The sequence below is a fragment of the Rathayibacter sp. AY1F4 genome (assembly GCF_002931775.1).
Lineage (GTDB): Bacteria > Actinomycetota > Actinomycetes > Actinomycetales > Microbacteriaceae > Rathayibacter.
The window spans coordinates 91,800-111,366 of sequence record NZ_PSVE01000008.1 but is presented as its reverse complement, the minus strand read 5'-3'; the positions used below and the strand labels follow the sequence as shown (position 1 = coordinate 111,366).

Here is a 19,567-nt window from a genome sequence, read left to right as displayed (position 1 = left end):
CTCACCGTCGGCCCCCGAGCTCGCGGTAGGCGGCGACGACGGGTCCGAAGACGGCGTCGGGCGAGGCGGCCTCGTCCACCCACGCCTTCGCGCGGTCGGCCTGCATCAGGAGCCCCTCGGGTCGCTCCAGAGCGGCGGCGAGGAGCTCGGCGATCCGCTCCCCGTCGGCGTCGGCGGGGAGCAGGAGGCCCCGACCGTCGGCGAGCAGCTCACCCACACCGCCGACGTCGGTCGCCACGACCGGGCGACGGCGGGCCATCGCCTCCAGCATCACGAGCGGAGTCCCCTCCCACCGCGAGGTCGACAGGAGGAGATGCGCCGCGTCCAGCGCTCCGGTCACGTCCGCCGACGGACCGGCGAAGTCGACCACTCCGGCTCCCCGGGCGCGCTCGCGCAGCACCGGCAGCATCGGACCGTCGCCGAGCCAGGTGCCGGTGACGGGCCGGACCCGGGCGAGGGCCTCGACGGCCGCGAGGAAGCGGATCGGGTCCTTCTGCTCCGCGAGCCGCCCGATGCCGAGGACGCGGACGACCGGCTCGGCGAGTTCCGGCGCGCTCGCGGGCTCCGCGGTGACGTTCGCCGGGGCGTTGCCGGTGACCACGACGCGATCCTGCGGGCGGCCGTAGCCCTCGACGACCATCCGCCCCACGGAGGCGGAGACGGCGAACACCCGCCGGGAGCGGAAGGAGAGCGCTCGCCTGTCGATCCCGGGCAGCTCGGTGTGCGCGTGCTCGACCACGGGGACACCGAGCGCGGCGCCGACGAGGAGGGCCAGCAGAGCCTCGCGGCGCTGGTGGGCGTGCAGGATGTGCGGGCGGAACCGGCGGACGGCGAGAGCGAGGCCGCGGAGATCGGCCGCGAAGCCCTGTCTCGGTCTCGGCACCACGAAGACGGGCGACTCCTGCGCGGCGCGGTCGCTGAGCGGCCCGGGACGCCCCCAGTAGGCGGTCTCGCAGCCGTGCTCGCGGCTCCACGCGCCCAGGGAGAGGGCCACACGCTGCGCTCCGCCGTCCTCGAAGGAGTCGAGGACGTGCAGGATCCGCAGGGATCGGGAACGGGCGGCCCTCATGAGAGCGCCCCGTCGGGAACCGCGCCCGGGAAGCGGACGTCGAGTTCGGCCAGGACGGCGTCGACGTCGCGGCCCATCGTCCCGCGGTCGACGTCGTAGTGATCGGCGAGGAGGTCGACGACCTCGTCCCGGGGCCGGCGCTGCCGGATCACGGCCTCGAAGACCGAGGCGGCGCTCAGCGAGAGCACGATCGGGGGCACCGACGGGCGGGACAGGTCGAGCACGTAGACCTGACGGTCCGTGCGCTCGACGGCGAAGCGCTGGGCCGGCGGCGCGCTGCCACCCTGCGCCTCGGCGGAGGCCTCCACCGGATGCACGGCGCTCGCCGCGGGATCGGACGAGGCCGGGAGGTCGCTCTCCGGCGCCGTGGTCGCCGCGATCGCCTCGAACGAGGACGCCGGGCCCTGCGCCTCGCTGCGGCCGCTCAGCGCCAACCGGGCGAAACCGGTGAGGGCGGAGGGGAGGCCGCGGAGCGCCCGCAGGGTCCGCTCCCCCCGGAGCCGGAGCCGACGTCGGACCGTCGTCGCCTCGGGATGGCTCGCCTCGAGATCCGCGCGGGTGGGGAAGGCGGCTCTCAGCAGCAGGCCTCCCTTCAAGCGCCAGGGAGCGGACGCCACGGCGTGCAGCCAGTTGAAGGTGTGCCGGTCGGAGCTGCGGCGCACGTCCCAGAGAGTCTGGGTCTGCCGGTAGCGCTCCTCTGGCGCGGCTGGGACTCCCCAGGAGGTGAGGAGCTCCGTCATCGGCGTCTGCGCGCCGAGCTCGACGGCCGCGTCGCGGATCGCTTCGCGCTCCTCGCTCGGAAGGCCGGCGCCGTGCGCCTCCAGAATCGCCAGCACCGTGGTCGCCGAGGCGGAGCGCGCGCTGCGCAGCTGGTGCAGGGCGTGCAGCACGAGATGGTGCGCGTGCCCGGGGATCCGCAGGGTCTCGTCGCTCAGCGGCAGATCCTCGGCGGCCGCCCAGAGGCGGTCGAAGACGATCCGCTCCTCCTCGAAGGCACCCGGGAAGGAGCGGTGGACGTCGACGTCGCACGGCCACGAGGGGTGGACGAGCGTGATCGAGTGGTCGACGAAGAGCGTCCAGCTGAGAGCCTCGGCGCGGCGGCGCCAGCCCATCGAGGCGAGCAGCCCGAGAGCCTCGTCGAAGCGCTCGGGGTCGACCCAGAGGTCGACGTCGGCCGACGTCATCGGCGCGCGGATCCCCTGGCGGTGCAGACCCTCGCCCTTCACCACGAGGCTGCGGACGCCGTGCGTCCGCAGGGTGTACTGCACCAGCACGGCGGCCAGGCGCAGGGCGACGGCGTTCGGCAGCATCACGTCGGCGGAGGCGCCGACAGCCGGGACCGGTTCAGGCGACACGGACGCGTCCCTCCGCGAGGGCGAGGATCTCCTCGGCCGCGACGGACCACGGGCGCTCCCGCGCGAGCTCGGCGGTCCCCCGGGAGAGAGCCGTCCACTCGCGTCGGAGCCGGTGGAGGGCGTCCTCGTACTCCTCGCGCGTCGCGTCGTCGGAGAGGACCACGCCCGCCCCCGCCGCGCAGAGATCGGCCAGGACGCTCGACTCGATCGCGAGGACCGGCAGCCCGCTCGCCAGCGCGTCGAGTCCGGCGGCCGCGCCGGTCGTCGACGGCGTCAGGTGGGCGTACACGTGGGAGTGGCGGAGCACCTCGACGACGCCGTCGCGGTCCTGCTCGCCGACGGAGCGCAGCCCCGATGCGAGGTCGTCGGCGATCCCGCCGCCGTCGTCGATCACGGTGACGTACTCGGTGCCGTCCAGCCGGGCGAGGAGATCGAGCCGCTCGGCGCCCCGGTCGAGACCGGAGGCTCCCACGGCGGCGAAGCGGAGGGGCCCGTCGGGGGCGGACGGCGTCGGGAACGACGCGTCCGGCAGGCCCAGGGGCACGACCGTTCCCGCGAGGGCTGACGCGAGCCGCTCCGTCGGGGTGACGACGACAGCACCGCGGCGCTCCTCCTCGAACCGGAGGCGCGGAAGTGCCGGGAGGTCGTCGGCCAGGAGGACGGTCATCGGAGCGAGCCCGGCGAGCTCCACGGCCGTCCCCGGGAGAGCCACCACGAGGTCGGGCCGCTCCGGAGCGAGCAGTCGGCGGGCCCGGCGCGTGACGACGGCGAGCCCGACGGACCCGGCGCCCCTCCGGCGGGCGGGCTCGAGGAAGCGGGCGAGCACGCTGGGGCGGAGCTCCGCCCCGCTGAACCCCTCCGGGTCACCGGTCACCACGACCACGCGGTGTCCCCGGCGGCGCCAGGCGCGCTCGAGCGGAGCCGCGTGCCAGGCATCGAGGGCGACGATCCCGATGGTCAGCACGGGCGGACTCCCCCCGTCAGGGGGAATCGGCGGCAGGGACCGGGAGACGGGAGGAGCGCGGAGTCCCGCTGGTCGATGACCTCGTGCACAGGGCGGTACCTCTCTCCGTCGCGGCAGGCGGAGCCGCGGACGTCGGAGAAGTTATCCCCGTGCCCGGCAGGCTCCGAGTGGGAGGCGCGATACGGACGCGGAGGCGGCGTGCGCGCCGCTCACGGAGTCGGATCGCGTCGGCAGCGGTCGCTCGACCGTCAGTCCCCGCCACGGGCTGCGCGCCCGCCGCACCGGCATGCGGAGGGACCGCGGCGCCGCCGATAGAGTCGGCTCCGTGACCCTCTCCCCGCAGATCTTCACGCTCCCCTCGGCGGTGCAGCGGACCCCCGCCGCAGCTCCTCACCCGGGGCCGCTCCGATGAGGGGCATCGTCCTCGCGGGTGGTTCGGGGTCGCGGTTGTGGCCGATCACCAAGGGCATCTCGAAGCAGCTGATGCCGATCTACGACAAGCCGATGATCTACTACCCGCTGTCGACGCTGATGATGGCCGGGATCGACGAGGTCCTCGTGATCACGACCCCCGAGTACAACGACCAGTTCCGCGCCCTGCTGGGCGACGGGTCGAGCCTGGGCATGCGGATCGAGTACGCCGTGCAGCCCTCCCCCGACGGGCTCGCGCAGGCGTTCCTGATCGGCGAGGAGTTCATCGGCGACGAGTCCGTCGCCCTGGTCCTGGGCGACAACATCTTCCACGGCACCGCCCTGGGCACCGCCCTCGCGGCGAACACCACGATCGAGGGCGCCGTCATCTTCGCCTACCAGGTCGCCGACCCGCGCGCCTACGGAGTCGTCGAGTTCGACGAGCACTTCCGAGCCGTCTCCATCGAGGAGAAGCCCGAGCAGCCGAGGAGCAACTACGCCGTGCCCGGCCTCTACTTCTACGACAACGACGTCGTGGCGATCGCGAAGACGATCACGCCCTCGGCCCGCGGCGAGCTCGAGATCTCGACGATCAACGAGCGCTACCTCGAGGCGGGGCGGCTGAACGTCCAGGTGCTCGACCGGGGAACGGCGTGGCTCGACACCGGGACCTTCGATTCCATGATCGAGGCGACGGAGTTCGTGCGCGTGATCGAGCAGAGGCAGGGGTTCAAGATCGGCTGCATCGAGGAGATCGCCTGGCGCAACTCCTGGATCGACGACACCCGCCTCGCCGAGCTCGCCGCACCGCTGGTCAAGAGCGGATACGGCGCCTACCTCCACCGCCTGCTCAGCCTCGAAGGCGTGAACGCGGGCCACTGAGCCCGGCCTCCCCCGACCTTCCCGACCTCCAGGAGAACCCGTGCGGATCCTCGTCACCGGCGGTGCCGGCTTCATCGGCAGCAACTTCGTCCACCTGACCCTGCGCGAGCGTCCCGACGCGCGGATCACCGTGCTCGACAAGCTCACCTACGCGGGCAGCCGCGACTCCCTCGCCCCCGTCGCCGACCGAGTGCGGCTGGTCGAGGGCGACGTCGCCGACGCCGAGCTGGTGGACCGGCTGGTCGCTGATGCGGATCTGGTGGTCCATTTCGCCGCGGAGTCGCACAACGACAACTCCCTGCACGACCCGACGCCCTTCCTCGCGACGAACGTCATCGGCACCTTCGCGCTCCTGCAGGCGGTGCGCGCGCACGACGTGCGGTACCACCACATCTCGACGGACGAGGTGTACGGCGATCTCGAGCTCGAGGACCCCGCGCGCTTCACCGAGCACACCCCGTACAACCCCTCCAGCCCCTACTCCTCGACCAAAGCCGCCAGCGACCTCCTCGTGCGCGCCTGGGTGCGCTCCTTCGGCGTGCGCGCCACGATCTCCAACTGCTCCAACAACTACGGCCCCTACCAGCACGTCGAGAAGTTCATCCCCCGCCAGATCACCAACGCCATCGACGGCATCCGCCCCAAGCTCTACGGCACCGGCGCCAACGTCCGCGACTGGATCCACGTCGACGACCACAACACCGGCGTCTGGGTCATCATCGACCGCGGCGAGATCGGCGAGACCTACCTCATCGGCGCCGACGGCGAGAAGAGCAACCTCGACGTCGTCACCCGCATCCTCACCGCCTTCGGACAACCCGAGGACGCCTTCGACCACGTCACCGACCGCGCCGGACACGACCTCCGCTACGCCATCGACTCCACCCGCCTGCGCACCGAACTCGACTGGCGCCCCCGCTACACCGACTTCGACGCCGGACTCGCCGCCACCATCGACTGGTACCGCGCCAACGAGGACTGGTGGCGCCCCGCGAAGGCCGCCACCGAGGAGAAGTACTCCGCTCAGGCCTGAGGCGGCCCGCCGGCGGGGATCAGTGCGGACCGACTCCGGTCGACACCCGGCCGGAAGGCCGCGGAGAGTCGCACGGGCCGGGCGTCCGCTTCGCGCGGGACCGACCGGACAGGACGATGCGGAGCAGCTGCAGCGGCTCGAGGAGGTAGCGGGCCGCGAGGCGGCGCGGGTCGCGCGCCAGGCGGAACAGCCACTCCACGCCCAGGGCGCCCATCCACCGCGGGGCGAGCGCCTGCGTGCCGGCGATGTAGTCGAGGCAGCCCCCCACGTTCGCGAACGCCGCCCGCGGGGCGAGGTCCCGGTTCTCCAGGATCCAGCGCTCCTGGCGGGGCATGCCCATCCCGACCAGGACGAGGTCGGCACGGGCGAGCGACTCGGCGAGCGGCCGCTCCTCGCCGATGCCGTGCCACTGCTGGTCGAATCCGTCGTACGCGAGCCAGGTCATCCGGGACGTGCGGGCGGCGACCGCCTCCGCCGCTGCGGACGAGGACTCCGACGTGCCGCCCACGGCGACCACCACCAGAGGCTCGTCGTTCTCGATCAGCGGGAACAGCCAGTCGGTGCTGCCGATGCGGTGCTGCGGAGTCAGAGGCGAGTCGACCGCCGTTCCTCGGGCGAGCGCCAGGATCGGCCAGCCGTCGATCAGCACGGTGTCGGCCTTCTCGCAGAACCGGCGGAAGTGCTCGTCGGTCTGCGCCATGTAGAGCCCGTGCAGATTGAGGTTCCCGATGATGCGGCCGCGGTGCTCGCCGGCGAGGATCTCGGCGATCATCCCCGGAGCGGTCCGGGCGTCCACATGACCGAGGTCGAAGGGGAGCGCAGTGCGCGCAGCGGCTGTCATGCGGTCTCCTTCACGGAGGTGACGATGGTCTCGACGCGGCGGGCCCACGAGTGCTCGGCCCAGACGTCGCGCTGACGGTCGGCGGCGACCCGGGAGAGTTCCGGCAGCGAGCGGACGCTCTCGGTGAGGACACTGCGCAGGTCCTCCTCTCCTGCCGAGTCGTAGCAGACGACGGGGTAGCCCTCGCGCTGGAGGCCCGCCGTCACGTCGTGTCGGCTCGCGACCACCGGCTTGCCCGCGGCGAGGTACTCCCAGAGCTTCAGCGGGGAGAAGTAGCTGCCGTTGGCGCTGGAGTGTCCGGCGAAGCAGAGGTCGACGCCGGCGAGGAAGGCGGGGACGTCGTCGGGGTGCACCCGTCCGCGGAAGGTGACGCGATCCGCGAGGCCGAGCTCGTGGACCTGCCTCTCCAGGTCGGCGCGGACCGGTCCGTCGCCGGCGATGTCGAGGTGGACCTCGCCCAGGTCCTGCGAGGCCAGCAGTTCGATCAGCGAGGAGACGTTCTGCCACGGGTAGAGCGTGCCGAGGAACCCGATCCTCGGGGTGCGGGTCCCGTCCACGATCTCTGCGGGGCGGTGCACGGTGTGGTCGACGCCGTTGGCGACGACGAGGATGCGCTCCCGGGGGATGCCGTACCGGGCAGTGAGCTGGTCGGCGAGGGCGTCCGTGACGGCGACGATCAGATCGGCGCGGCGGAGAGTGCGTCCCTCCATCCACTCGGCGAGAGCGCGGCTGGTGGTCGCCCGCCGCTCGCTGGTCGCCTCGACGGCGAGGAGGGCGTTGACCTCCAGGACCCAGACGGCCCCGGTGGCGCGACGGGCGAGGGAGCCGAGCTCCTGGAAGAGCGCGTACCGCTCGTAGGCGAAGTCGGCGGTCGACCCGGAGACCCGGCGCTTCAGCTGGAAGCGCGAGCGCACCCGGGAGACCAGCCGGAAGACGTCGGTCGCCACGATGGACAGGCGCGAGCCGGACATGCGGCTCTCCGACCCCTGCCCGTGCACCGCCTCCGGCATCGCGTCGCCGACGATGAAGCGCTCGACCCGGACGCCGCTCTGCTCCAAGCCGTTGATCACGCCGAGAATGTGCGAGCGCGGGCCCAGACTCTCGGTGGAGGGCTTGGTCGACAGGCGCGGAGCGCCGGATAGATACAGTGCTTTCACGGGGCGATGGTCTCCAGACGGATCACTTGACGGTAACACCGGGGAATTCGGGTCCGAGACCGGTTCGGCTACCCGTTGGGGGGTCATGACGGCGAGAATCGTTCACCTCGCCCGCGAACCCGTTCGATTAGCCTTCACCTCGGTTCGTCGAGTATTACAGACAGTGCGGGACGAGGGCATGACACCCGTTCGTCCGACCGACAATCGTCGGATTCCCGAATGGGACTCCATATCCTGAACACTTCGAAAGGGAATGACGCGTGACCGATCCGGCCCCGAAGAGGAATACCGTCCGAGTCCTCCTCTCCGTCGCTCCGCCGGACGGAACCACACGATTCGTCGACCAGGTGACGCGCTTCGCTCCCGAGGAGATCGACTTCTCCTTCTTCTCCTGGAGAAAGGCTTTGATCGGCAGATGGGACGTCTTCCACGTCCACTGGCCGGAATTCCTGATGAGAGGGAGATCGAAGCCGATAGCCGCGGCGCGGACGACATTGTTCGCGCTCTTTCTCGCTCGATCGTCGCTTTCTCGGGGAAAAGTGGTCCGCACTCTGCACAACCTCGAGCCGCACGCCCCCGGGGGTCGCATCGAGACGATGCTCCTGTCTGCTCTCGAGCGGCGCACGGACCTCTTCGTGACCCTGACGGGGGTGACGCCGGTGCCGCGGAGTGCACGCTCCGTCCTCATCCCGCACGGCCACTACCGGGACGTGCTCCCGCTCGAGCACAGCGCCCCGATGCAGCCGGGACGCCTGCTGTACTTCGGCCGCATCGAGCCCTACAAGAACGTCGAGCGCCTGGTCGAGGTCTTCCGGGAGCTGGACGATCCGGAGCTCGTCCTCGGCGTCGTCGGCAAGGCGCCCGCCGCCCTCGCCGAGCGGATCGCCCGGGCCGCTTCCCTCGACGCCCGGGTCGCGACGCGCTTCGGCTTCGTGCCGGACGAGGAGATGGTCGCCGAGATGACCTCGTCGCAGCTGGTGGTCCTCCCCTACACCGAGATGCACAACTCAGGCATCCTGCTGGTCGCGCTGTCGCTCGGCCGCCCCGTCCTCGTGCCGCGCACCCCGGCGAACGTCCTGCTCGCCGACGAGGTCGGGCAGGAGTGGGTGCGCATGTTCGACGGCGGGATCGACCGCGACGACCTGCTCGCCGCCGTCCGCGCGACCGCCGATCTCCCCGCGTCGGGACCCGTCCTCGCGGGACGCGACTGGAGCGCCGTCGGCGCATCCTACGCCCGCGCCTACCACCTCGCGGTCGACGCCCCCGTCGCTCGTGCCCGCCGAACAAGAGGGACCTCATGAGCACCCGCATCTTCGTCAACCCGAGCGGCCAGAAGGAGAACCTGGGCGACTCGGTGCTCCGCCGGGCGTACCTCGACACACTGCGAGACCAGGGACAGCTGCACGTCTACGCCGGCACCCACTCCGCGTACATCTCGGGACTGGGCCTGTCCACGGAGGACGTGATCTACCACTCCCGCTCGAGCTGGCTCCGCGCCGCCCTCGCCGTCGGCCCGCGCGGCTCCCGCATGGGCTTCGCGCTGAACGCGGGCGAATGGGTCCTCGATCGCCGCTTCCTCGTCAACTCCGCCTGGCAGACGGCGCTGCTGACCCGCTCGCGCCTCGGCGGCGGCCGCCCCGTCGCCCTCGGCATCGCGCTGCGGCGCAACCAGGGAGCCCTCCCCCGCCGGTGGTTCCGACGCATGCTCTCCCTGACCGGGACGACCAGCTGGCGCGACCCCGACAGCCGCGCCGATCTGGGCGTCGGTACCGTCGCTCCGGACTGGGCCTTCGCGCTCGGCAGCGCGCCCGAGCGGTTCCGTCCCGCGGATCAGCGCCGCACGATCGCCGTCGCGCTGAGGGGCGACCGTCCGGCCCCGACCGCGGTCTGGCTCGGGACGGTGCGCGCACTCGCCCGCTCGCTCGACGCCCGCATCGTCGTCGTCGATCAGATGCAGGAGGACGAGCAGCGCTGCGCCGAGCTCGCCCGTGACCTGGACGGCACCGTCCTGGGCTGGGACGCCTCCGTCTCGCACGCCGACCACGAGGAGCGGGTGCGCGAGCTCTACCGCGACTGCGCCGCGGTCGTCAGCGACCGGATCCACGCCCTCATCCTCGGGATGACCGAGGGCGCCGTCCCGATCGGCTTCACCACGAGCGACCCGGAGAAGGTGCGCCGCACGTTCGCCGCAGTCACGACCCTGCCGGTGGCCTTCGCTGAGAAGGACGTCACCGGCGAGGCGGACGCCGTGGAGCGGGCGCAGGCCCTGCTCGGTCAGAGGGACCGGCTCCTGGCCGACCTCGCCGTCGGGCGCGAGCGCCTCGCCGGGCTCCGCAGGTCGCTGACCCTCTGACCACCGGGGCGCCCGGGCCGGGCGCCCTCCGCGACGTCGGCGACCTCAGCGTCGGCGGATCGCCAGGACGGTCCGCTGGAGGAGCCGCGCGTCCTCCCGGTAGGCCCGGAGGAGGAGGACGGCGAGCCCGGCGATCGCGAGGTCGATCGCGCCCACGATCAGCAGCTGGCCCAGGGCGCCGAGCCCGGCGGTCAGCGCCAGCGCGGGCAACGAGACGACGACGATCGCGACCCCGAGCGCGAGCGGACGGCAGGCCTGCAGGAGGAGCGCCCTCACGTCGATGCCGGCGCGCGGCACGGCGAAGAACGAGAGCACCACCCAGTTCAGGACGAGGCCGGCGGTGCTGCCGACCGCGACGCCGATCGGCCCCCACACCACTCCGATCGCCATGAAGACGACCATGAGCGAGCGCGAGACGATGCTGAACCGCAGCTGGAGCCCGGTCAGCGCCTTCGCCAGGAACACCCAGTAGTAGACGAACCCCAGCGCCTGGAAGACGCCGCCGATCGCGAGGATCCGGAAGATCGTCTTGGACTCGTCCCAGCCGGGGCCGAGCGCGATCTCGATGATCGGGTCGGCGAGCGCGGCTGCCGCGAAGAAGACTCCTCCCATGACGTAGGCGAGCACGAGCTGGGCCCGCTGCACGTACCGCTCGAACTCCGGGCTGTCCTTCATCCGCGAGAGCACGGGGAAGGCGACCCTGGTCATGGGCGCGGCGATCTGCTGGAGCGGCATCCGGAAGATCTGGTAGGCGCGGTCGTAGACGCCCAGCGCGCCGGCTCCCCAGACCCGACCGATCAGCACGCTGTCGGCGTTGCCGCTGATGTAGTTGACCAGCTGCACCCCGACCGTGTTCGCGCCGAAGCCGAGGAACGCGCGCATGCCGTGCGTGCGCGAGGGCAGGCCGGGCAGCCAGCCGGCGCCGATCACCAGGACGACCAGGGTCGTGACCGCGACCAGCAGCTGCTGGGCGACGAGGGCCCAGTAGCCCGCTCCCGACAGCGCGAGCAGGACCGCGCCCGTGGAGGCGACGAGCTGCGCCAGCACATCGGAGGCGGCGAGCCAGCGGAACCGGAAGCGGCGGGAGACCTCGGCCTTGAACTGGGCCGTGACGGAGTTGACCACGAACACCGCGGACAGCGCCTGGCAGACCGGGACGAGCTCGTCGCGCCCGTAGAACGCAGCGATCGGCACTGCGAGCAGGAACACGATCCCGCCCAGCACCAGCCCGAGGAGGACGTTGATCCAGAGCAGGTTGTTGCGCTGGGCGTCGGTCACGTCGCTGGACTGGATCGACGCCATGGAGAGCCCGAAGTCGCCCAGGAGCGTCGCTACTCCGGCGATGGCCAGCACCATGGAGACCACTCCGTAGTCGTCCGGGCTCAGAAGCCGCGCGAGGACCGCGAGCGCGCCCAGCTGCAGGACGAAGCGGATCCACTGCCCGCCGAGCGTGGCAGCGGCGCCGCGGGCGGCGTCACCGGCGATCGTCACCGCGCAGCCTCGACGACGCTCCCCCAGAGATCGCGCGGGAAGGCCTCGAGCAGCGCGTCCGGACGCCAGTCCAGGGGCGGCTCGCCCCCCGCCTGGATCGCCTCGGCGACGGTCGCGGCCGGAGTGAAGCCCGCGCGTCCGGAGCCCTCGTAGTAGTCCCGGTACTTGAAGTCGGGCTCGCTCGCCGAGGCCACCAGCCGAGCCGGGATCCCCAGCGACTCCGCCACGACGATCGCGTGCAGGGACGAACCGACGACGAGGTCGCTCGCCGCGATCGCGCCCAGCACCTCGAAGACGGGGCGCGTCGGCTCGACGAGGCCGTCCTCCGCCCGCGGGGCGGTCCCGTCGGCGCGCATCCGACGGAGATCGTTCAAGTTGGGGAGGACGGTCACCCGGCGGTCGGGAGTGCCGCGGCGCAGCTCGTCACGACCCCAGAGGGTGCCGACGAGCAGGCCCGGGTCGCCGTAGACCTCGGGGACGGCGATGCCCCGGGCACGGAGGAAGCCGCGGGTCAGAGGACCGCGGACGGCCCGGACGTCGAGGTCGGTGAAGTCGAACCGTGCGTCCAGCGATTTACCGTTCGCCCCGATGCCCCACAGGGTGTCCCCGTCGCGGGCGAGCTTGAGGATCGACCCCACGGCGAGCAGTCGGCGGCGCTCGAGCGCGGAGCCGGGTGAGATCCCCTCGCGCTGCAGGATCCGCTCCACGATCATCGGGCCGAGCAGATCGCCGAAGTTGTCGACTCTCCTGCGGATCGGCACGAATCGGGCCCAGGGGGCGCGACTGATCGGCTGTGCGGGATTCCAGTGGACCACGTCGATCTTCGGCACAGAAGTATGCTCTCCTCGTCCTGCGGCATGCGAGAATCACGACGCCGACCTAGACTAACGGCACTCGGCACATCTGCCTCACCGCGTGATATCCCCGCTAGCGAGCGGCGCCCGCGCTCTCGACGGAGGACGATCCCATCTCGAACAATCGATCAGCGCTTGTCCCCCCCAACGGGCGGCAGAGAGGCGCGCGACGCGGAATGCCCTCGAGCGATCCTCGACGAGCGAGACGGCCGCTTCTGGTGGGCGTGCTCCTGGGCTCCGCGGCAGGACTCGTCGGAGTCCAGGTCAACGCTCTCGGCCCTTTCCAGGGAGTGAGCATGCTGCTCGTGGGGCTGTCCTTCCTCACGGCACTTCTCTGGAAGGACAGGGCTCCTCTCGCCCGAGTGAGACTGACTTCTCTCGACTACTCCTTCCTTCTTCTCCTCATCGCCTGGGGAATGCTCGAGCTCGTGAATTCGGGCGAGTTGAGACATTCGCCTTTCATCGGCGTGCTCCTCACTGTCGGTGTCGCTTATGCGGCCACTTTCCCGGTCCGGATGGTCGTCCGCGCTCCGTCGGACCTGGCGCCGTTCCTCCGGGGGTTCAGCGCACCGGGCGTGCTCGTCGCGCTGATCGCGATCGCGCAGCTGCTGCGCGTGCCCGGCGTCAACGAGGTGCTGGTGCAGATCACGAGCTCCGGCGGTCTCGCCGAGCGGCTCTCGAGCGGCTGGGACATCCGGGGCACGTCGACGATCGGCCACTGGACCGCTCTCGGCGGGTACCTCGCCTGCGTGATCGCGGCGTCCTGTGTCGACCTGATCATCAGCTCCACGGGCACGAAGCTCGCCCCCTGGCCGGTCGCGGCCCTCACCGTGCTCTTCGCGGGCGCCGTCACGACGCTGACCTTCGCGACGATCGGCGCCGCAGCGGTCATCCTGGCTCTCACGGCCCTGCGGCTGAAGGCCCGCCCCGTCCTGGTGCTCTCGGGGGTGGCCGTGCTGGTGGCCGGATGGCTCGTGCTCGGGCAGAGCATCGCCGCACGCCTGGAGCAGCAGTCCGGGCAGTCGCAGTACGCGATCGCCCAGTACTCCTGGCTGCCGCAGACCATCGGCTACCGAGTCAACATCTGGGTGACGGAGACCCTCCCCGCCATCGCGGAGCGTCCGCTCAGCGGCTGGGGCACCCAGGTCTACTCGGCCGTCGACAAGGGCTGGCCCGTGCGGCCGTCCTCGCTGGTGTGGGTGTCGCCCGAGTCCGAGTGGATGCGCACGCTGATCGCGAGCGGGGTCCTCGGTCTCCTCCCCGAGGTCATCCTGCTGCTGGTCGCGTTCGCCGTCGTGCTCCGCTCCCGCCGGATGCTCGGAGCCGCGGCCGTGTTCCCGGTCGCGATCCTGCTGGTCGTGCTCGTGGTGATCTCCACCATCCACAGCCACTTCTCGAACCCCGGCGTGCCCCTCGCGCTCTGGCCGCTGGTCTTCGCCGTGGCCATCGCGGCCCGTCGCGCGAAGACGCCTCCGGTGCCGCCGTCGAAGGCCGAATCGCCGAAGCGGCGCCGGCAGCACCTCCCCCGCTGACGCGACGCGCGCTCGGACGCCGGCCGACCCTGCAGCCGGACGGCTAGACCGACTGCCGCCAGGCCCCGCCGTCCCAGAACAGCAGCAGCTGTCCGCCCGGATCGACGGCGACGTCCTGACCACCGGTGAGCGCGGTACCGCCCGCCGCACCGTGGCGCACGGTGACCGGACGCGCCCCGGCGTGCAGCAGGTGCAGCCGCTGACCGAAGACGGAGCCCGAAGGCAGGGCCGCCATCGTGAGCGTGTTCGTGGACACCAGTCGCACCATGATCACCGGGTCGGGTGAGAGCGGCAGGCGCTTCTGGGTCGTCGTGACCTCGTTGTTGCCCCAGACGAAGACGCCGGACGTGGCGACCTCGGTCCCTCCGTCGGCGGGCACGTCGCACCGCCACTCGATGGACGACTGGGGCGACAGGTTCTCCCCCGGCATGTAGCGGAACGGGTAGCTGAACCGCACATTGCGGGCGCGCACCAGGTGGTCCGTTCCGCTGAAGACGCCCCAGGTGCGGGCGACCACGTCGGGCGTGCTGCGCACCTCCAGTCCGTCGATCTCCGTGCGCTGCTGACCCGGGACCGCGCCCGCTGTGCTGCCCGAGCCGATGGGCCGGGGCGTGCCGGAGGTGTTGGCCTCGAAGTCGAGGATGGTGTCGCGGATCCGCAGCAGGCTGTTCTCGGAGTAGATGCCGTGGTAATCGCCTGTGCCGGGATTGCTCGCGCCCGCGCGGAACACGCCTCCGGCCAGCACGACCGAGGCGTTGTAGCTGACCAGCAGCGCTCCGGTTCGCTCGGCGTAGATGTCCGAGGCCGTCACGGTCGGCGAGGGGTCGAAGACGCCGGCGCTCGGGTGCCCGGCGGGTCGACGGACGACGCGTACCGCGGCTCCCCGGGCGTCGAACGCGCGGAATCCGTTGATCTGATGCGAGCGCGAGTCCCCGCCCTTGGCCTCGTCCTGCACGATCACGCCGTTCTCGACGAAGCGGGCCGTGCAGTCCACGACCCGGTGCCCGATCCCCCGCAGCTGGTACCCGGACTGCCCCTGGCTGCCCTGGCCGATGCCGGAGGTGGCCGTGCAGCCGATGAAGGTCACTCCCTCCGAGCAGTGGTGCGTGTCGAAGGCGCTCGAGGTGGTCATCAGTGCGTTCACTCCCGAGACGACCGTGCCGTAGGTGCGGCCGTAGCCGGAGAGATCGCTGTTGGCCGCGACGCGGTTGGTGTCGTCGGAGTAGGAGTGGCGCACATGCGAGTACACGCCGCGGTCGACCTGGCCGAAGCTGCTCCCGACGTCGGAGACGCCGTACCCGAGGATCGACGAGCCCGCGTCGTCGGTCGCGAACCGCACGACCGCGTCCTCGACGAGGTACCCGTAGCAGGAGGTGAAGCGGAAGACCGGCCCCGAGGCGCGGGTGACCGTCACCGAGCGCAGCTGCGGATAGCGCAGGCGGGAGAAGTAGACGAGGGGCTCGTTCGACGCGGTCGCCCGCGCGGCCGCGACCATCAGGGTGCCTCCCTCGATCGAGAAGGTCTGGTCCGAGATCTGCGCGACCCGGATGTTGGTGCTGTACGTCTCGCGGAGCACTCCGCCCAGCACCACCGTCGATCCGGAGGAGGAGCGCACGACTGCGAACTCGCCCAGGCGGGACTCGACGACGCCGTCCCCCGGCCGGCGCTCCGGGATCGGGTCGTCCGAGACGATCTTCACGATCGTGCCGGGAGCCCAGTCCGGTGTGCCGCCGACGCTCAGCTGCGACACGGCGGAGGCTCCAGCCGGGGCGGCGATCGTCACGGCGGTGACGGGGAGGACGGTGCCGTAGGCCCCGGAGACCGAGAAGATCGGCTTCGACGAGGTGGCGACGAGGTTCGCCCCGTGCGCGCTCACCCGCAGGGACTTGGCGAGCCGCGGGTAGAGCGAGGCCCCGACGAGGTAGGTGCCGGTCGGGATCACCAGCAGGCCGCCCTCGGGGACGGCGTTCATCGCCTTCTGCAGGCCGGCGCTCGAGTCCGTCGCGCCGGTCGCGTCGATGCCCGAGAAGCGGGCGGCGGAGGCGACCACGGCGATCCGGTCGAGCTCGCCCTGCGAGATCGTGACCGCGGCCTCGGCGGTGGGGGCTGCGGCGGCGCTCCAGGCGCCGACCGCCCCGATCGCACCGGCGGCGAGGACACCGCGACGCAGGAGGGAGGCGGGACGCCCCGGGTTCTCGTGAGTGGTTCGGTCGCCGATCAAGGGGGGCCTCCCGGACGTGCGGTCGTGGGCGCGGGGAGAGCCCCGCGCCCCCATTGTCGGAAGGGGGCGTCGGCGGGTGGCGCGAGTGAGGCTTATTCGAGGAGACCCCCTCCCACGAGGGGGACAACTGCGCTCAGCGCGTGAGGTGCGCCTCGATCACGGAGCTCTGGGAGCGCGCGTCGTCGATCTCGTGATCGTCGCCGCAGTAGGCCATCAGCCAGCCGCAGTCCGACTTCCTCGTGGAGCCGAAGTACGTGACGTCGAGGCCGTAGCTGTCGGCGGCCGTGTAGAAGGCTTCGCCGACGTCCGTCCAGGAGCCAGCGCCGCCCGCGGTGAGAGAGAGGCTCTGATCGCTGGGCCAGCCGACCTCCCCGACCGAGCAGTGCACCCCGTACCGCCGGCACCACTGCCCGAAGGTCGTCACCGCCGCCACGAAGACCTGCTCGTCGGTGCCGCCCTGCTTGTCCGAGCGCAGGGTCGTGCCCGTGCCGCCGGGGTAGAAGTGCTGCGAGTACACGATCCGGTCCAGCGGGTCCTGGATCCACGGCCCGTCGGGTGCGATCGCGGCGACCGTGCCCGTCGTCGCCTCCCGCATCCCCTCGACCCAGATCGTGTGCCGATCGCCGGTTCCCCGGACGGCCGACACCACGGCCTGCGTGTAGGCCTTGTAGGTCTCGACGGGGACCAGCGCCCGCTTCACCTCGTTGAAGAGGTCGTAGGCGGCGATGCGTCCGTCGTCCTGGAACTCCGCCGCGAGCAGGGTCCAGACCCTCTGCGCCTGGGATACCGAGAGCCCGGATCCGAACCAGACGGTCCCCTCGGGCAGATCGCCCTGGCTCGCCGGATAGGTGCCGTTGTTGTGCAGGTCGAGCACGACCCGCATGCCGGCAGCGCCGATGGCGGCGATCTCGGTCCGGAGCAGCGAGACCGCCGCCGGATCGAGCCCCTTCGCCAGAGCGTCGTCGGTGCTCTCCCCGTCGGCCTGCGGCTGCAGGAGCGACCAGGGCACCGCGAGCCGGACCAGCGTGAGTCCGCGGTCCGCCAGGAACTCGTAGCTCTCCGCCGGATTCCCGGCGGTGCAGTCGACTCCCACGTCGACGCGCGACTGCAGGTCGAACACGTTCACGCCGCGGAGATAGGACCGGCCGCCCAGGTAGTCGTCGACCGAGCGAATGGCAGGCGCAGGCGCGCGCGACGCGGAGGCGGACAACGGCGCGCAGGCCACGGGAGCAGTTCCGTCGCTCCGCTCGAGGAGCCGCACGGCGACCACCACGAGGGCCGCGACCACCACGACCGCCAGGACGATCAGCAGCGGGCGGCGGAGCCCACGGCGCGGCCGATCGCGTGCAGCGGCGATGCCAGCCTCCCGAGCCTGCCTGCCCGGTGCGGCCACCGGATCGCCGCTGAGGCTAGCAGAGCTCCACGACGCCTCAGCGCACCGCCACCGTCGCGCGGTCGCGGCCGGTGAGGTCGCGCTGCGTGGTCGCTCCGCGCCAGCCGTCGGCGGTGAGCAGGGCGCGGATCTCGGCGCCCTGCAGCTCGCCGTGCTCCATCACCAGCACTCCCCCGGAGCGGAGCAGGCGGAGGGCGGTCGCCGAGAGCGAGCGGACGACGTCCAGGCCGTCCTCGCCGCCGTAGAGAGCCGAGGGCGGGTCGAACAGGCGCACCTCCGGGTCGCGCGGGACGGCGGCGGCCGGGATGTAGGGCGGGTTGGAGACGACGACGGAGACGGTGCCGTCCAGCTCGGGAAGCGCGCGGGCGAGGTCGTCGAAGACGATGCGGGCGTTCTCGAGCCCGAGCCGCTCGCGGTTGCCACGGGCCCAGATGAACGCCTCGGGAGCGTTCTCCACACCGATCACGCGCGCGTGCGGCACCTCGTGCGCGAGCGCGAGCGCCAGGGCTCCGCTGCCCGTGCCGAGGTCGACGGCGATCGGCTCCGGATCGACGACCGCACGGAGCGCGTCGATCGCGATCTGCGCGACGCCCTCGGTCTCGGGTCGCGGGACGAACACGCCGGGTCCGACCGCGAGCTCCAGCGAGCGGAACGGCGCGATCCCGGTGATGTGCTGCAGCGGCTCGCGAGCCGACCGGCGCTCGATCGCGCTCGCGAACGCCGCGGCGTGCTCCTCGTCGACGCTCAGCCCCGTGATGAGGCGCGCCTGCAGCCGGCCGCGGCCGAGCCCGAGCAGGTGCCCGAGAAGCAGCTCCGCGTCGACGTCCGGCGTGGGGACGCGGGCGGCGGCGAGGCGGGCGACCGCGTCCGCGAGGAGGGTGCGCGCGTCGACGCCGGTGGTCACGAGGGTCACGCCTCCTCGGAGCCGATGTCGGCCAGGCGGGCCTCCTCGTCGGCCTGGATGGCGCTCTCCACCACCGGGTCGAGCGCGCCGTTCATCACGCCGTCGAGGTTGTACGCCTTGTAGCCGGTGCGGTGGTCGGCGATGCGGTTCTCGGGGAAGTTGTAGGTCCGGATGCGCTCGGAGCGGTCCATCGTGCGGATCTGCGTCTTGCGCGCGTCCGAGGCCGCCGCGGCGATCTCCTCCTGCTGGCGGGCCAGGATGCGGGCGCGCAGCACGCGCATGCCCGCCTCGCGGTTCTGCAGCTGGCTCTTCTCGTTCTGCATCGACACGACGATGCCGGTCGGGAGGTGGGTGATCCGCACGGCGGAGTCGGTCGTGTTGACGGACTGCCCGCCGGGACCGGAGGAGCGGTAGACGTCGATCTTCAGGTCGTTCTGATTGATCGCGACCTCCTCGGGCGCGTCCACCTCGGGGAACACGAGCACGCCCGTGGTGGAGGTGTGGATCCGCCCCTGCGACTCGGTCACGGGGACGCGCTGCACCCGGTGCACGCCGCCCTCGTACTTGAGGTGCGCCCACACGCCCTGCGAGGGATCGGTGGCGTTGCTCTTGATCGCGACCTGCACGTTCTTGTAGCCGCCGAGGTCGGACTCGTCGCGGTCGAGGATCTCCGTCTTCCAGCCCTTCGCCTCGGCGTAGTGGAGGTACATCCGGAGGAGGTCGGCCGCGAACAGCGCGCTCTCGGCTCCGCCCTCGCCGCCCTTGATCTCCATGATGACGTCGCGGCCGTCGTCGGGGTCGCGCGGGATGAGCAGGCGCCGCAGCTTCTCCTGCGCCACCCGCAGCGACTCCTCCAGCTCGGGGACCTCCTCCGCGAAGGCCTCGTCCTCGCGGGCGAGCTCGCGCGCGGCCTCGAGGTCCTCGCCGGCCTGGATCCAGGCGGAGTGGGCCGCCTTGATCTGGCTCAGCTCCGCGTAGCGCCGGTTGACCTTCTTCGCGCGGGCGGCATCGGCGTGGAGGGCCGGGTCGGAGAGCTGCGTCTGCAGGTCCTCGTGCTCGGCGAGGAGGACGCTGACGGATTCGAACATGGGGTCCTGGCTTCCGGAG

General features: G+C 71.8%; 16 protein-coding genes. 5 read left to right on the top strand and 11 right to left on the bottom strand.

Annotated features, from left to right (window positions below; translation table 11 throughout):
* Nucleotide 1: 1 nt before the first annotated feature.
* From C5C59_RS07005 to C5C59_RS06995, 3 genes are read right to left on the bottom strand one after another with little or no spacing between them, the layout of a single operon-like run.
* Entirely contained in the window at nt 2-1,069 is a 1,068-nt protein-coding gene (locus tag C5C59_RS07005) for a glycosyltransferase family 4 protein (protein ID WP_104237581.1), read from the bottom strand.
* A complete protein-coding gene (locus C5C59_RS07000; RefSeq protein WP_104237580.1) occupies nt 1,066-2,424 on the bottom strand; it encodes a PqqD family peptide modification chaperone in 1,359 nt (452 codons plus the stop codon). The genes C5C59_RS07005 and C5C59_RS07000 overlap by 4 nt, the downstream gene beginning before the upstream one ends.
* Nucleotides 2,414-3,388, bottom strand: coding sequence for a hypothetical protein (locus tag C5C59_RS06995; protein ID WP_104237579.1), 975 nt, complete (start codon nt 3,386-3,388; stop codon nt 2,414-2,416). The genes C5C59_RS07000 and C5C59_RS06995 overlap by 11 nt, the downstream gene beginning before the upstream one ends.
* Before the next feature lie 408 nt (nt 3,389-3,796).
* On the opposite strand from C5C59_RS06995, the gene rfbA reads away from it, so the two are divergent.
* Nucleotides 3,797-4,681, top strand: a complete 885-nt coding sequence (rfbA, locus tag C5C59_RS06990) for a glucose-1-phosphate thymidylyltransferase RfbA (RefSeq protein ID WP_104237578.1) — start codon at nt 3,797-3,799, stop codon at nt 4,679-4,681.
* 40 nt (nt 4,682-4,721) lie between these two features.
* Nucleotides 4,722-5,714, top strand: coding sequence for a dTDP-glucose 4,6-dehydratase (gene rfbB, locus C5C59_RS06985; protein ID WP_104237577.1), 993 nt, complete (start codon nt 4,722-4,724; stop codon nt 5,712-5,714).
* 19 nt (nt 5,715-5,733) lie between these two features.
* Here the strand turns inward: rfbB and C5C59_RS06980 are convergent, their stop codons facing one another.
* Both C5C59_RS06980 and C5C59_RS06975 read right to left on the bottom strand, forming a co-directional pair.
* On the bottom strand, nt 5,734-6,555 hold the full coding sequence (locus C5C59_RS06980; RefSeq protein WP_104237576.1) for a WecB/TagA/CpsF family glycosyltransferase: 822 nt from the start codon (nt 6,553-6,555) through the stop codon (nt 5,734-5,736).
* Nucleotides 6,552-7,712 carry a glycosyltransferase gene (locus C5C59_RS06975; protein WP_181134852.1) on the bottom strand — a complete coding sequence of 387 codons (1,161 nt, stop codon included), beginning with the start codon at nt 7,710-7,712 and terminating at the stop codon, nt 6,552-6,554. Before C5C59_RS06975 ends, C5C59_RS06980 begins: the two co-directional genes overlap by 4 nt.
* 596 nt (nt 7,713-8,308) lie before the next feature.
* On the opposite strand from C5C59_RS06975, the gene C5C59_RS06970 reads away from it, so the two are divergent.
* Both C5C59_RS06970 and C5C59_RS06965 read left to right on the top strand, forming a co-directional pair.
* Nucleotides 8,309-9,013 (top strand): glycosyltransferase, encoded by a 705-nt coding sequence (locus C5C59_RS06970; protein ID WP_181134851.1) that lies wholly within the window; start codon nt 8,309-8,311, stop codon nt 9,011-9,013.
* On the top strand, nt 9,010-10,065 hold the full coding sequence (locus C5C59_RS06965) for a polysaccharide pyruvyl transferase family protein (RefSeq protein ID WP_104237573.1): 1,056 nt from the start codon (nt 9,010-9,012) through the stop codon (nt 10,063-10,065). The genes C5C59_RS06970 and C5C59_RS06965 overlap by 4 nt, the downstream gene beginning before the upstream one ends.
* 45 nt (nt 10,066-10,110) lie before the next feature.
* Here C5C59_RS06965 and C5C59_RS06960 read toward each other — a convergent pair whose 3' ends face one another.
* Both C5C59_RS06960 and C5C59_RS06955 read right to left on the bottom strand, forming a co-directional pair.
* Entirely contained in the window at nt 10,111-11,556 is a 1,446-nt protein-coding gene (locus tag C5C59_RS06960; protein WP_104237572.1) for a lipopolysaccharide biosynthesis protein, read from the bottom strand.
* Nucleotides 11,553-12,386, bottom strand: coding sequence for a polysaccharide pyruvyl transferase family protein (locus C5C59_RS06955; protein WP_104237571.1), 834 nt, complete (start codon nt 12,384-12,386; stop codon nt 11,553-11,555). Before C5C59_RS06955 ends, C5C59_RS06960 begins: the two co-directional genes overlap by 4 nt.
* Before the next feature lie 386 nt (nt 12,387-12,772).
* Between C5C59_RS06955 and C5C59_RS06950 the strand changes: the two genes are divergently transcribed.
* Nucleotides 12,773-13,942: an O-antigen ligase gene (locus C5C59_RS06950; protein ID WP_181134850.1), complete on the top strand. Its 1,170-nt coding sequence runs from the start codon at nt 12,773-12,775 to the stop codon at nt 13,940-13,942.
* Between the two features lie 43 nt (nt 13,943-13,985).
* Here C5C59_RS06950 and C5C59_RS06945 read toward each other — a convergent pair whose 3' ends face one another.
* The 4 genes from C5C59_RS06945 to prfA all read right to left on the bottom strand — a co-directional run bounded on the left by C5C59_RS06945 (nt 13,986) and on the right by prfA (nt 19,548).
* Nucleotides 13,986-16,163, bottom strand: coding sequence for a hypothetical protein (locus tag C5C59_RS06945; protein ID WP_104237569.1), 2,178 nt, complete (start codon nt 16,161-16,163; stop codon nt 13,986-13,988).
* A gap of 133 nt (nt 16,164-16,296) precedes the next feature.
* Nucleotides 16,297-17,289: a glycoside hydrolase family 5 protein gene (locus C5C59_RS06940; protein ID WP_181134849.1), complete on the bottom strand. Its 993-nt coding sequence runs from the start codon at nt 17,287-17,289 to the stop codon at nt 16,297-16,299.
* Nucleotides 17,290-17,593: 304 nt separating this feature from the next.
* Nucleotides 17,594-18,469: a peptide chain release factor N(5)-glutamine methyltransferase gene (prmC, locus tag C5C59_RS06935; protein WP_104237567.1), complete on the bottom strand. Its 876-nt coding sequence runs from the start codon at nt 18,467-18,469 to the stop codon at nt 17,594-17,596.
* The gene (prfA, locus tag C5C59_RS06930) at nt 18,466-19,548 is read right to left on the bottom strand and encodes a peptide chain release factor 1 (RefSeq protein WP_104232724.1); all 1,083 of its coding nucleotides are present in this window, start codon (nt 19,546-19,548) and stop codon (nt 18,466-18,468) included. The genes prmC and prfA overlap by 4 nt, the downstream gene beginning before the upstream one ends.
* Between the last annotated feature and the right edge of the window lie 19 nt (nt 19,549-19,567).